14 protein-coding genes are annotated in these 13,966 nt (G+C 35.2%); 11 read left to right on the top strand and 3 right to left on the bottom strand.

The genetic code is table 11. The annotated features are described in order from the left end of the window. The first annotated feature begins 131 nt into the window (after positions 1-131). From fahA to MR054_RS13175, 3 genes are all read left to right on the top strand, one after another. Positions 132-1,418 (top strand): fumarylacetoacetase, encoded by a 1,287-nt coding sequence (gene fahA / locus MR054_RS13185; RefSeq protein WP_242158300.1) that lies wholly within the window; start codon positions 132-134, stop codon positions 1,416-1,418. A 232-nt stretch (positions 1,419-1,650) separates the two neighbouring features. Then, positions 1,651-2,835 carry a hypothetical protein gene (locus MR054_RS13180; RefSeq protein ID WP_242158299.1) on the top strand — a complete coding sequence of 395 codons (1,185 nt, stop codon included), beginning with the start codon at positions 1,651-1,653 and terminating at the stop codon, positions 2,833-2,835. Positions 2,836-2,871: 36 nt separating this feature from the next. Continuing rightward, on the top strand, positions 2,872-3,951 hold the full coding sequence (locus MR054_RS13175; RefSeq protein WP_242158298.1) for a UDP-N-acetylglucosamine 2-epimerase: 1,080 nt from the start codon (positions 2,872-2,874) through the stop codon (positions 3,949-3,951). Here MR054_RS13175 and MR054_RS13170 read toward each other — a convergent pair. Then, positions 3,926-4,759: a glycosyltransferase family 2 protein gene (locus tag MR054_RS13170; protein WP_242158297.1), complete on the bottom strand. Its 834-nt coding sequence runs from the start codon at positions 4,757-4,759 to the stop codon at positions 3,926-3,928. The genes MR054_RS13175 and MR054_RS13170 overlap by 26 nt on opposite strands. A 41-nt stretch (positions 4,760-4,800) precedes the next feature. Here MR054_RS13170 and MR054_RS13165 point away from each other — a divergent pair, with 41 nt between their 5' ends. Continuing rightward, a complete protein-coding gene (locus MR054_RS13165; protein ID WP_242158296.1) occupies positions 4,801-5,559 on the top strand; it encodes a glycosyltransferase family 2 protein in 759 nt (252 codons plus the stop codon). On the opposite strand, the gene MR054_RS13160 is transcribed toward MR054_RS13165, so the two are convergent. Then, positions 5,556-6,320: a lipopolysaccharide kinase InaA family protein gene (locus MR054_RS13160; RefSeq protein ID WP_242158295.1), complete on the bottom strand. Its 765-nt coding sequence runs from the start codon at positions 6,318-6,320 to the stop codon at positions 5,556-5,558. The two genes, MR054_RS13165 and MR054_RS13160, sit on opposite strands and share 4 nt — an antisense overlap. 83 nt (positions 6,321-6,403) lie before the next feature. On the opposite strand from MR054_RS13160, the gene MR054_RS13155 reads away from it, so the two are divergent. The 5 genes from MR054_RS13155 (at position 6,404) to MR054_RS13135 (ending at position 11,043) form a co-directional block, all read left to right on the top strand. Next, positions 6,404-7,249: a glycosyltransferase gene (locus tag MR054_RS13155; RefSeq protein ID WP_242158293.1), complete on the top strand. Its 846-nt coding sequence runs from the start codon at positions 6,404-6,406 to the stop codon at positions 7,247-7,249. A gap of 9 nt (positions 7,250-7,258) precedes the next feature. Then, the gene (locus MR054_RS13150) at positions 7,259-7,819 is read left to right on the top strand and encodes an L-threonylcarbamoyladenylate synthase (RefSeq protein ID WP_242086813.1); all 561 of its coding nucleotides are present in this window, start codon (positions 7,259-7,261) and stop codon (positions 7,817-7,819) included. 69 nt (positions 7,820-7,888) lie between these two features. Continuing rightward, on the top strand, positions 7,889-9,307 hold the full coding sequence (locus tag MR054_RS13145) for a CCA tRNA nucleotidyltransferase (protein WP_242158292.1): 1,419 nt from the start codon (positions 7,889-7,891) through the stop codon (positions 9,305-9,307). A gap of 163 nt (positions 9,308-9,470) precedes the next feature. Beyond that, entirely contained in the window at positions 9,471-10,490 is a 1,020-nt protein-coding gene (locus tag MR054_RS13140; protein WP_242158290.1) for a COX15/CtaA family protein, read from the top strand. A 37-nt stretch (positions 10,491-10,527) separates the two neighbouring features. Then, complete coding sequence (locus MR054_RS13135; RefSeq protein WP_242086806.1) at positions 10,528-11,043, top strand: IS1096 element passenger TnpR family protein; 516 nt, start codon at positions 10,528-10,530, stop codon at positions 11,041-11,043. A 4-nt stretch (positions 11,044-11,047) separates the two neighbouring features. Here the strand turns inward: MR054_RS13135 and MR054_RS13130 are convergent, their stop codons facing one another. Continuing rightward, the gene (locus MR054_RS13130; protein ID WP_242086804.1) at positions 11,048-12,109 is read right to left on the bottom strand and encodes a hypothetical protein; all 1,062 of its coding nucleotides are present in this window, start codon (positions 12,107-12,109) and stop codon (positions 11,048-11,050) included. A 119-nt stretch (positions 12,110-12,228) separates the two neighbouring features. Here MR054_RS13130 and MR054_RS13125 point away from each other — a divergent pair, with 119 nt between their 5' ends. Both MR054_RS13125 and MR054_RS13120 read left to right on the top strand, forming a co-directional pair. Then, entirely contained in the window at positions 12,229-13,125 is an 897-nt protein-coding gene (locus tag MR054_RS13125) for an ABC transporter ATP-binding protein (RefSeq protein ID WP_242086802.1), read from the top strand. A gap of 9 nt (positions 13,126-13,134) precedes the next feature. Further along, positions 13,135-13,959, top strand: coding sequence for an ABC transporter permease (locus MR054_RS13120; RefSeq protein WP_242086800.1), 825 nt, complete (start codon positions 13,135-13,137; stop codon positions 13,957-13,959). Positions 13,960-13,966: the final 7 nt, after the last annotated feature.

The following is a 13,966-nucleotide window of genomic DNA, read 5'->3' as shown; positions in this document are numbered from 1 at the left end:
AAAAACATATATTTACCTTTAAGTTTTGAACCATTTTATTAACTGTTATATTAAACTCAAATTTTAACAGTTTTTTTAAAAATTTTGTGTAGGTTTGATTAGATTTTTATAACTAAAATTGTTTCACAAGTATGCCGTTATCAGCTAACAGTCCAGATAGAACCTCATGGTTACATGTCGATAAAAATTCAGATTTCCCGATTCAAAATATTCCTTTTGGTGTTTTTCTAACGCGTGATGACATCATTACGATAGGCACACGCATAGGAGACACCGCTATCGATTTGGGGGCCTTACACCAGTTGGGTTATTTTGACGGGATTCCCTTAACAGATGATATTTTTCTTCAGGATACCTTAAATGATTTTATTGCAGACGGAAGAAAAACATGGCGAGCGGTTAGAAATCGGATAGCGCATATATTCGATGCGGAGAATAACTTACTAAAAAATAATAAGCAGCATAAGGAAATCGTGTTATTTCGACTCGATGAAATCGAAATGCAATTGCCGGTTCAAATTGGAGATTATACCGACTTCTATTCCAGTATTGAACATGCTACCAATGTAGGTACCATGTTTAGAGATCCAGATCGTGCCCTATTGCCAAATTGGTTGCATATACCTGTTGGTTACCATGGTAGAAGTTCTTCCGTCATCCCATCTGGAATTCCAGTCCATAGGCCTCAAGGTCAAATGCTCCCCAATGGGGCATCTGAACCCATATTTGGCCCCAGTAAAATGGTAGATTTTGAGTTAGAAATGGCCTTTATAACAACAGATGCCAACGATATTGGAGAACCTATTCCTGTAAATGAGGCAGAGGAATACATCTTTGGATTGGTATTACTTAATGATTGGAGTGCTCGGGATATTCAAAAATGGGAATATGTGCCTTTAGGTCCTTTTCTAGCGAAAAACTTTGCGTCTTCAATTTCGCCTTGGATTGTAACCTTAGATGCCCTTGAGCCCTATCGTGTAGAAGGTCCCAAACCCTTAAAACCCCAATTGGACTATTTAAAGTATAAAGGAAAAAAGAGTTTTGATATCCATTTAGAAGTGGCCATCCAACCCAAAGGAGCAAAAGAGCAAACGGTAAGTAAATCCAATTTCAAATATATGTATTGGAATATGGCGCAGCAATTAGCCCACCATACCATTAACGGTTGTCCCGTTAATTCTGGAGACATGATGGGAAGCGGAACTATTTCAGGCCCTACTCCGGACTCATATGGTTCCATGCTGGAGCTCACATGGAAAGGTGAAAATCCCATAAAAATGAAAGACGGCACGGTTCGAACGTTTATTAATGACCATGATACCGTAATCATGAGAGGTCATTGTGAAAAAGATGGTACGCGAATTGGATTTGGTGAGGTGTCAACAAAACTTCTTCCGGTATACAATAAAAACAAATAGTTGATAATCAGTGGTTTAGTTAACTTTATTCCTTTTTTTATATTTTTGGCATATCTATTGGACTTATAGTTCAATAAAAACCTTAAATCTTAACCTATGATATGAGCATAAATAAATTTAATGTTTTGCATGCCCACCGAAATAATTAAATTTTTTGTGTGTAAACGCAGCGGTTGATTCATGCAGAAAATTTTTATTGGCTTCGTGCTCATAAATAAAAATTTTTAAACAGATGAAAAACTTTTTACTCCTGATCGCACTGATAACGTTTTGTGCCTGCAGTACGCGCAAACAAGTGGAAAAAGCCGTTAGTTATGGTAATTATGATCAAGCCATCGCAACTTCAATAAAAAAACTGAGTACAAGTAAAAATGCTAAAAGAAAGCAAGATTATATTGCTGTACTCGAAGACGCTTACAATAAAGCTAACGAGCGGGATTTAAACAGCATCAACCATCTTAAAATGGACGCTAATCCCGAAAGCTATCAAGATATCTATGAACTCTATGTCAATATGGATTCCAGGCAAGAGGCGATAAAGCCATTGTTACCGCTTACAATCAATGGGAGGCCCATCTCTATAAAATTCAACAATTACAGTGAGGATCTTATTGAGTTTAAGGAGAAAACTTCAGATTATTTATACGAAAAAGGCTTGCAACTATTAGAATTAGAGGATAAAAATAGCATGCGTAACGCCTACAACACGTTACAATATGTAGAGTCCATTAACCCTAATTTTGAAAATACCCGCGAATTATTAAATGAAGCCCACCAACGTGGAATGGCATATGTTATCGTTACAATAAATAACGATACCCAGCAAATTATTCCAGGTCTATTGGAAGAAGAGCTATTAAATTTTGATGCCTATGGTATCGACAATTTTTGGGTGGCCTACCATGGTCAGCAGGTTGCAGGTGTTCAATATGATTATGCGATGCAATTAAACTTAAAACGAATAAATATTTCTCCTGAAAAAATTATGGAACGCGAATTTATTAGGGAAAAGGAAATTGTTGACGGATGGACTTATAAACTTGATAATCAAGGTAATGTCTTAAAAGACAGTTTAGGGAACGATATTAAGATAGATAAAATGATAACTGTAAAATGTCGTTTAAATGAGATCAAGCAGTTTAAATCTACTCAAATTATTGCTGACGTCGTTCATACAGATTTAAAAACCAATCAGATATTAGATTCTTTTACCATAGATAGCGGATTTATATTTGAACATTTTTATGGAAGAATACGGGGCGACAGACGTGCGTTAGACAAAGACGACCGACTTCTTTTAGAGCATAAAAGATTACCGTTTCCAAATAACGAGCAAATGGTCTACGATACAGGTGAGGATCTCAAAGCAAAACTTAAAACACATATACTGACCCTAAACCGAAGGTTTTTTAATTAGGTAACCTATCTTTGCTAATGACGTCTATAAAAACCCATGCACTATAAATTTTTAATCTATATCTCATATAGTTATGCCCTGCCTATTGGTATTCCTTTGGAAAAAGAAATTTTAAAGCGGGGGTATACCGTGTATTGGTTTAGTGATTTGAAGGAGGGTAGAATAGCACTTGGCGATAGGGAAAATGTATTGGAATCCATCTCCACGGTGTGTGATTACAAACCTGACATTATTTTATCGGCTACAGATAATGTCCCAGATTTTATAAATTGCCTTAAAGTTCAGATTTTCCATGGTTTCAATGCGGAGAAAAGAACGTTTAAAAAGGACCATTTTAGAATTAGGGGATTGTTTGACTTGTATTGTACACAGGGACCAAGTACAACATCGGTTTTTAAAGATATAGCAAAAAAGCGAAAACACTTTGAGGTAATAGAAACTGGCTGGAGTAAAGTTGACCCACTATTCCCTGTCAAAAAACGCATTAATCCAAGCCTTTCGACAATTTTCATTGCTTCTACATTTACTGAAAGGTTGAGTCTTGCTCATAACCATGATGTTTTTGAAACTATTAGAACCTTGTCGCAGAATGGAAAATATCGCTTTATTATGGTACTTCATCCTAAAATTCCAAACGATATCAAAGCTAAGTGGGCCGATCTCTCTAATGCTTATTTTTCTTATTTTGATACGACCGATCTCATCCCTCTTTTTAGACAAGCTGATATCATGTTTTCTGATACCACATCGGCCATTCAGGAATTTGGTTTACAGAATAAACCTATAGTAACATTTAATCATTACAATCCTAAACCCTATTTATTGAATATAACCTCAGCCAGGGATATTGAACCCGCTATTGAAAAAGCTTTATCGCAACCTGAGGATCTCTTAAAACAATTGGCTGCTTTTAATGAAGAACTTCACCCCTACAGGGATGGAAAATCCAGTGCACGTGTAGTCGATGCCACCATTGAATTTTTACATCGAGACAAAAGTTACATGAAAACAAAGCCCCTAAATTTGGTTCGGAAATATAAAATAAGAAAAAGGCTTAACCATTTTACTCTTAAAAGCTACAATAAACCCTTTACTCTACCTGTGGAAGCTTCTTAATACCATGCTTGGTGATAAATTGGCGGGATCGTCTTGTTTGCTTTCGAATGGCCTTATTTTTTAGCAAGGCTTCAAGATTCTTATAGGGACGCTCATGGTATAAATGCAAACAAACAGCGCTGTAACGCACTTGCTTAAATCTAATTCCCTTTAACATTAAACGTTCACCTATTTCTCGATCCTCACCTCCATATTGCATACGTTCGTCAAAACCATTAACCTCTAAAATATCTTTTTTCCAACCAGAGACGTTCATTCCATCGAAGGTAGCCTTTGTCGTTGTAAAAGTGTTTAAAAACCATGCTTTAAATCCAAATGCCGTAAGCTTATTGACTTTAAACGTTTTTTTCAATCCTCTTGCTCGTAACCAGCCCCATTTGAAACAATTTTGATCGTCTATATCTTGCTTTGTTATAGCTTTAGAAATGCTATCTGTTAACTTAAAATACCCTCCGGACAAAAAACAATGAGAACGTTTTAATTTTAAGTGCATTTCAACAAAATCCATTCTGGGGATACAGTCGCCATCAGTAAAAATTAAATATGCTGAATTCGCTTGTAATACGGCTTTGTTCAATATTTTTGTTTTTTGAAACCCTTCATCGGGTTGCCAAATATGATGGACGGTTATCGTCGAGGATGCCTTAAAATCATTTATTATTTTTTTTGTTTGAAAGTCTGACCCATCATCGGCAATAATAATTTCAAAATCCTTAGTGGTCTGAGCCTCATAACCCCAAAGTACTTTTTGCAACCAATGAGGTTGATTAAAAGTACTTATAATTACTGAGGCATTTGCTAGGTTCATTGCAGCAAAAATAACTATTTTTACCCAACATGTAATACCTTATGATTAAACTATCGGGCGTGGTTATAACCTATAATGAAGAACACAAGATTGAAAGGTGTTTACAGTCATTGCAACCCGTTGTCGACGAAATTATAGTGGTAGATTCTTTCTCAACCGATAATACCAAATCCATCTGTTTACGCCATAATGTGATATTTGTAGAGCAACAATTTATGGGGTATATAGAACAAAAAAATTTCGCATTAACTCGTGCTACATACGACTATATTGTTTCTCTTGATGGCGATGAGGCCTTATCCAATGAATTGCAGCAATCCATATTAGCCCTTAAGTCTGATTGGAAATACAGTGGCTATTTTTGTAATCGGTTTAATAATTTTTGTGGACAATGGATAAAATATTCCGACTGGTATCCCAATAAAAAACTCCGGGTTTTTGACCGACGTAAAGGTCAATGGAAAGGCATCAATCCGCACGATCATGTAACTTTGGATCCGGGTGAAAAACCGGGTCAGCTGAAAGGGGATATTCTACACTGGACCTATCAAAGTTATTCTGAATTTAATAAAAAAACGGAATACTTTTCAACTATTGCAGCTAAAGCCTATTATGACAATGGAAAAACTGCACCCCTCATGAAAATATGGTTAAATCCCCTCTGGGCTTTCATCAAGGCTTACTTTTTAAGACGAGGCTTTTTAGACGGCCTCAATGGCCTTGTCATAAGTGTACAAACTGCACACATTACCTTTCTGAAATACACGAAATTGAGGGAATTACGTTCCAAAAACGATTAACCCTTTTTCCAAAATTTCAATTTCTTTTTAAGCCGTTTCTTTCTATGGAATTTGTATTGAAAATCTTCTGTTTCATTCCACATGAGGTTGAATACCCTATTAAAATCTTCACCCGAACATTTGGCATATTCATCACTCATTATTTCTACCATGGATTTATGAATGGTAAGTTTTGCAAAGTTTTTTATACGTGTTTCAAAATCCATTTCATGAAATACCATCCTATTTAAATCGACCAAATAAAAGTCATAAGAATCCTCATTTTTTTTTATCAATGTATTTCCTGGTGAATGATCCAAAAAATGAATTCCCTTTTCATGTAGACTATAGGTAAACCGAGTAAATGCCCTTAAAATAGTATCGTAATCCGGGTAATCAAAATTAGTCGTAAGCTCCCTGTAGGTTAAATCACAATTCAATTGCTCACTAACATAAAAACTCCTTTTTAAAAAAAATTTGGATTTATACTCATAATAAGCCAATGGTTCAGGTGTCCCGATGTTTAGGTTCATTAATTTATAGGCATATTCAAAGGATCGCTGTGCTTTACTTTTTCTAAAAAAACGATACACCAATTGATTGAGCAAATGAGGAATTTTGAAGGCCTTTATATTTAAGGTAACCTGGCCTAGTTGAGTTATTTTTATGAAATTACGTTTACCCGAACCCCCTTCAATAGCATCAAAATTATGGATTAGCTCAGTAATACCTGATTTAAAATCTGAATTCAAATTGCTATTAAAAACCTTAATTTCTTTCACATATATAAATTTTAATCTTGGCTTAAAATTTTCTATTGTAAATTTGCGCCAATGCAAATATAGGTTCAAATAATTAACATGCCATGTTCAAACATTTTTTAATTACTCGCTTCAACTTACGCAACCCCGATTGGACAACCAGTAAAAAAAACAAATCGGTACTTACAGAAGAATGGCATGAAAATCGTTTTGAACTGTTTAGGGATTTTTGCTTTGAAAGCGTGGCTGCTCAAACAAATACTAATTTTGAATGGCTGGTTTACTTTGATATTACAACCCCTGAAAAGTTTAAAACCATTATACGTACCCTACAGGAAAAAATGGATAATTTCATTCCCATTTTTATAGATGGTATGAGTTTGTTTTTACCATCCATTAAATCTTATATCGAAAAGTGTCCCGAAGATTATATTATTACCAGTAGAATTGACAACGATGACTGCCTCGGAATAAACTACATCAAAGAGATACAAAGCCATTTTGATAAGCAGGATTTTTTAGCCGTCGATTTTATTGATGGATATACGCTTCAAATACACCCCAGTATAAAACTGGGTAAAAGGCTGGACCAATATAATCCTTTCATTTCATTGATTGAAAAGAACATTAATCCAAGAACCGTATGGTCCATTAGGCATTCGCACTGGAAGCGTGAAAAACAGGTTGTTCAGATAAAAGATAAGCGCTTATGGGCGTCCATTATCCATCAAGAAAATAAAGTGAATGAATTTGAAGGTTACGGTGAGGTGGATTTAAGTAGGTTTTTCCAAAATTTTGTTATCAGCACAGCATGGGAAAAAAAGATTAAGGAAAATGCCATTCCGCAATCCAAATGGAAATTACAAAGCACCCTTAACTTTATGGACTCACTTTGGGATTATACGTTCAGAAATATTAAAAAGGCTGTAGGGGTATATAAAATCAAATAAGAAAACACGTTGAACAAAGAACTAATAAAAGCCATCGAGGTTTTGAAACAAGGAGGTACTTTGTTGTATCCAACAGATACCGTTTGGGGCTTAGGATGTGATGCGACAAATCCAGAAGCCGTTAAAAAAATTTATAATTTAAAACAACGGGAAGACACAAAGGCCCTTATCTGTTTGGTTGCAGATGACCGCATGCTCAAAAGATATGTGAAAGAACTCCCCAGCATGGCTATAGATATCATTCACATAGCCAATAAACCAACGACTATTATTTATGATGCGGCACAGCACCTGGCCCCTAATTTAATAGCAGATGATGGTAGTATTGCCATAAGGGTTCCTGATGATGAATTTTGCTATCAATTATGCAGGAAATTTAACGGGGCCGTTGTATCGACCTCTGCCAATATAAGTGGTGAAGCTACACCAAGGTCTTTTAAAGAAATAAGCCCGGCCATTTTAAAAGGTGTAGACTATGTTGTAAATTTGCACCGCGAAAAAATTTGCCACAAGCCATCTTCAATTATCAAATTGAGTAATAATGGGATTGTGAAGGTAATAAGACAATAAATTTGCAATTTTTCAATACGCAAGTTCCAACTGAATACATAGGATTGCGGTAATTGAAATTTGAATCATATGGATTATAAACAGGCATTAAATCATCCCATATTCAAAACCATTTCACAATCAGCGGAATCACTCGACGTCGATGCATATGTCATAGGTGGGTTTGTCAGAGATTTTATATTGAATCGGAACAACAGCAAAGATGTGGATATCGTTGCCGTTGGAGATGGTATCCAACTTGCAAAACAGGTGGCTGTTAATCTCCCTAATAAACCTAAAGTACAAATTTTTAAAACTTATGGTACCGCCATGATTAGGCACCATGATTTGGAAATAGAGTTTGTAGGTGCTCGCAAGGAATCATACACCAAAGAAAGTCGAAATCCGGCTGTTGAAAACGGCACCCTGGAAGACGATCAAAATCGCAGAGACTTTACTATTAATGCCATGGCTTTAAGTTTAAATCCTTCTAATTATGGCGAACTTGTGGATCCTTTTAATGGTTTAGGGGATTTAGAGCTGAAAACCATTAGAACACCGTTAAACCCAAATACAACCTATAGCGATGATCCCTTACGGATGTTACGAGCCATAAGGTTTGCAACCCAATTACATTTTAAAATAGAAGCGCAATCATTACATGCAATTACCAAAAACAACCACCGCATAAACATAATTTCAAAAGAACGGATCGTTTCCGAACTTCATAAAATTTTGGAGTGTGACAAGCCTTCAAAAGGTTTTTTACTCCTTGAACAAACCGGGCTATTGGATATTATTTTACCGGAGCTCACCGCTCTAAAAGGTATTGATGAAATTGAAGGTCAACGTCATAAAGATAATTTTTACCATACCTTAGAGGTTGTTGATAATATATCGAACCAAACCAATAATCTTTGGCTGAGATGGGCTGCTTTACTACACGATATTGGTAAAGCGCCAACCAAAAAGTTTAACAAGAAAGCAGGTTGGACTTTTCATGGACATGAATTTGAGGGTTCCAAAATGGTTTATCGCCTTTTTAAGCGTTTGAAAATGCCATTAAATGACAAAATGAAGTTTGTTCAAAAAATGGTGTTAATGAGTTCTCGGCCCATAATTTTAGCTGAAGATAGGGTTACGGATTCTGCTGTCCGACGACTCGTGTTTGATGCCGGGGATCATGTAGATGACCTCATGACCCTCTGTGAAGCTGATATCACGACTAAAAACCCAAAGAAATTTAAAAAATATCATAATAATTTTAAGATTGTTAGAGAAAAAATCATTGAAGTTGAAGAACGCGACCATATCCGTAATTTTCAGCCACCAATTTCCGGGGAAGATATTATGAAAACATTCGGTTTAAAACCTTCCCGGGAAATAGGAATTATCAAAGAGACCATAAAAGAAGCTATTCTGGAAGGTGACATTCCAAACCAATATGATGCGGCATTCCAACTCATGCTTAAAACAGGGAAACGTTTAGGTTTAAAGGTAGTTGATTGAATGCTATGGAACGTTGGGCTAGGGAGTTGGGTTTTAGAAACCGGAAAACGACAATATGTAAGCTGTATCATTTTATGAAAAAAACAATTGCTAAATCATACAAAATTCGAGCCTTACATGGGTATATTGAATAGTTTATGCTTTAACAAAGACCTAATACTAAATGAAAAAAGATAATAAAACCGTTATTTACTGGTTGCTCACAGGATGCCTACTTATTTTTTTAATGGTAATCATAGGAGGTATTACCAGACTAACACATTCAGGATTGTCCATTTCCAATTACAAGCTTTTCACAGGTATTATCCCTCCAATGAATGAATTAGAATGGCAGATTGCCTTTGATTTATATAAACAATATCCGGAATACCAAAAATTAAACTATCATTTTACCCTTGAAGATTTTAAAGATATCTATTTTTGGGAATGGCTTCATCGGGCCTTAGGCAGACTTATTGGAATCGTGTTTTTTATTCCCTTTTTATATTTCCTGCTGAAAAAACAATTGACCAGGTCAACTATCAAAAAGGCTGTTCTGCTCATGGGATTAGGAGCCTTTCAAGGGTTTTTAGGATGGTACATGGTTAAAAGTGGACTCGTGGACAGACCAGATGTAAGCCATTACAGATTAGCGGCACACTTAATTACCGCTTTTATCACCTTCGCCTATACATTTTGGGTTGCCTTAGATTTAATTTACCCCAATAAAAAAACATCTGTAAACATAGGCTTTAGAAATAGTATTCGATGGGGATTGGCTGTATTACTTTTACAAATAATATATGGCGCCTTTGTTGCGGGGTTAGATGCCGGTTTCATCCATAATCATTGGCCTATGATGAGTGAAGGTAAATTTATGCATGAAACCGTGTATATTGAACAAGAACCACTTTACATGAACTTTATTGAAGGAAGAAGTGGGGTACAGTTCATCCATAGAATTCTTGCTTTTGTTGTATTGTTCTATATTGTATTTATTTGGATCAAAGCAAAAAGCCTACCATTAAACACAATCCAAAAACGGGCAGTGCATATGTTGTTGCTCATTGTAGGTATACAATTTTTACTTGGTGTGTTTACTATTTTATATCATGTTCCGATTTGGTTGGGCATAGCGCATCAAGTTGGTGCATTTTTCTTGCTTAGCGTAATGATATTTACCTTACACCGCTTTAGCAAATAGTTTAAAAAAATTACATTTGCAATATAATTCATGAGCAATGATTTACAGATTTAGAGTAATTCTCGACAATGATACTGAAGAGGATGTTTTCCGAGATTTAGAGATCCGTGAAGATGATACCCTGGAAGATTTACACAATATCATAACACAATCCTTTGGATTTGATGGTACTGAAATGGCTTCTTTTTATATAAGTGATGCCCAGTGGAATCAAGGTGAAGAAATTTCACTTTTTGACTTGAGTGATGATGGCTCCGCTCGGTTAATGAATGAAACCAGAATAAATGACGTTGCACATGAAGTGTCACCAAAACTCATATACATTTACGATTTTTTAAGTATGTGGACATTTTATGTCGAACTCGCTGAGATTGTTGAAGAAGCAGAGGGCTATGACTATCCAAATCTTATGTTTGTTCAAGGTCAAGTTCCGGATAGTGCACCGGCAAAGACTTTTGAAGCTGACACAGATGACGACAATTATGATCATTCTAAGGATGACATGGATATCGATGATTACGATAACTTAGATTTTGACGAGAACTGGAATTAACCGGTCACTTTAAACTTTCTAATTTTACGTTTTCATAATTTCGAGTAAGAAATCCCAGGGCATGTTTAAGGATTTCTCCCATATTCTGAGACCGTTTAAAATTCACGTCTCGAGTGTATTGAAACACTTTTAATTTCAATAAATCAACATTTTCCTGACTTGAAATATCATCCACTTCCATGCAATCAATTAATTTTCCAATTCTATTATGAAAACTTTTTAACCGCTTCACCAATATTGACCGTTCTTCTGTTTTATACTGATCAATGGAGGGCTTTTGAATCATCGTGGTAACCAATTCTACCATTTTTATATTTTCCTTAAAAAACTGTGGTCTATATATGTTGAATTTACCTTCATAACTCTGTTGATCAAAATCTATAGCCCTAATTTTATAGACGACATGATCAAAATCATGGGTTGGTACTATTACATAATTGTAAGAGCGCATATCACCCAAAAGCCGGATCATACAGCGTTCATTAAACTTCACAAACTCCTTGGCAATTTGCGCTTTTTCAGATTTACTGCATTTGGGCAACATATTCTTTATGAACTCATCTCCCGGAACTCCAGTAATGTGTTCTTCAATTAAGGTGTTTTTATAAACCAGAAAATTCAGGTTATAGGGTGAGAGCATATGCTCCAGTTCCAACCCATATACTCGAGAGGCGTCTGCAGATTTTACGTAAAAATAGGTGTAATTGTCGTTCAATACATTTCGAACCTTTATCCTAAATGGCTTAGAATTTCCAAATGTACAATAATCAATGGCATCTACATTTAAGAAGGGAATCGTATTAATGCTTCCATCGGAATGCAAAATGCTATAAATTCTTTTCAAAGCCGTATCAATTTCTTCCCGCTCAAATTCATTGTAATACACCCTGAGCCAAAGGGTATCGTTTCCCTCATTGTCGTATACCACAACACCACCTTGAAAACGCAACAAATCGTCGTAAAAAATGGGGATTTTCACATCCCTATCATACCTCACAAGATAATCATGTAATCGTTTTGTTATGGGAAACGACGGCTTCTTTTTCGATATCTTTAAATCTTCCATAGGCTTATATCTGATCCAAATTTACTATTTTTATTATTAGTTATGTAACAAAATATAAGGACTATCGTCATACATTCAAAACCAACCTCGCTGATTTTATCAGTAAAATATAGCATCTATTGGATTCCATTCTCACCATAAACAATCTAACGAAAAAATTTGGATATCTTACCGCAGTAAAAGATTTGTCTTTTACCATAAACAAAGGTAATGTTTATGGTCTTTTAGGCCCTAATGGAAGTGGTAAATCCACAACATTGGGTATCGTTTTAAATGTTGTCAACCAAACATCCGGTAATTTTCATTGGTTTGATGGCAGCATAACAACCCATGATGCCCTAAAAAAAGTAGGAGCTATTATTGAACGTCCCAATTTTTACCCCTATATGAGTGGTAGTCAAAATTTACAATTGGTGTGTAAAATTAAAGGAGTCCCTTTTAATAAAATAGACGAAAAACTTGAAATTGTTGGTCTCTTAGAACGTAAGGACAGTAAATTTAGAACCTATTCCCTGGGAATGAAACAACGGTTGGCAATCGCCTCTGCATTATTAAATGATCCTGAAATTTTAATATTGGACGAACCAACAAACGGTTTGGACCCACAAGGAATTCACCAAATTAGGGAAATTATAAAAGAGATAGCTGCCAATGGAACGACAATTCTGTTAGCATCACACCTGTTGGATGAAGTTGAAAAAGTTTGCACTCATGTGGTTGTACTCCGCAAGGGTGTTAAACTATATTCCGGTCGAGTAGATGAAATGATTTCCAGTCATGGCTTTTTTGAGTTGCGTTCCAACCAACAAGAGAAGCTACTGTCGTTTTTAGAAAATAATCAAGCCTTTGGAACGATAAAAGTTCAAAATAGTTTAGTTACTGCTTTTTTAAATGAACCTCTTAAATCCGAAGATTTTAATAGACAGCTGTTCGAAAATGGAATTATCCTTACTCATTTGGTCCAACGTAAAGAAAGTTTAGAGGAGCAATTTTTACAATTAACCGACAAAAACTAAACCAACATAATGTTTCGACTTTTAAATTTAGAATTACAAAAGCTACTCTTAAACCGAACCAGTACAATACTCATATTTATCTCGTTTATTTTACCTTTTTTTGTGATCTTACTGTCATCGCTTAAAATTAATGTCTTTGGTTTCTTCACCCTGGAATTGGGAGAACTGGGAATATTTAATTTTCCAATAATATGGCATTTAACAACCTTCTTTGCCTCTCAGTTTAAATTCTTCTTTGCTATTGTTGTGGTTAGCATGATTGGAAATGAATACAGTAATAAAACCATTAAACAGAACCTAATTGATGGCTTGAGTAAAAAAGAATTTATCTTGTCTAAGTTTTATACCATTGTATTCTTTTCATTAATTTCTACCCTTTTAATCGGATTAATTTCGTTATGCATAGGGTGGTATTATTCAAGCTACAATGAACTTGGTATTATCATTCAGGATACCCAATTTTTACTGGGTTACTTAATCAAGTTAATAGGATTTTTTAGTTTGTGTTTATTTTTTGGAATGCTCGTAAAACGTTCTGCCTTTGCATTAGCCTTTTTATTTATTCTTTTCATCTTAGAATGGATTATTTTTGGGATAATTAGTTGGAAAGTTAACACGGACATAGCTGAAAAAATTCAGAATTACTTTCCATTAAAATCCATGTACAAATTAATAGATCAGCCTTTTCAGCGGATTGCCATGACCAAATTCCCGGATAAAACCAATTTGGGATACGATTATGCCGTTCATTGGTATGAAATTGGTATTGTGCTTGGGTGGACTGCTCTATTTATCTTTTTATCGTATAGATTATTAAAAAAGCGTGATTTATAATATATTT

The organism is Aestuariivivens sediminis, from assembly GCF_022662105.1.
GTDB lineage: Bacteria > Bacteroidota > Bacteroidia > Flavobacteriales > Flavobacteriaceae > Aestuariivivens > Aestuariivivens sediminis.
This window is presented reverse-complemented; position numbering and strand designations above follow the sequence as displayed.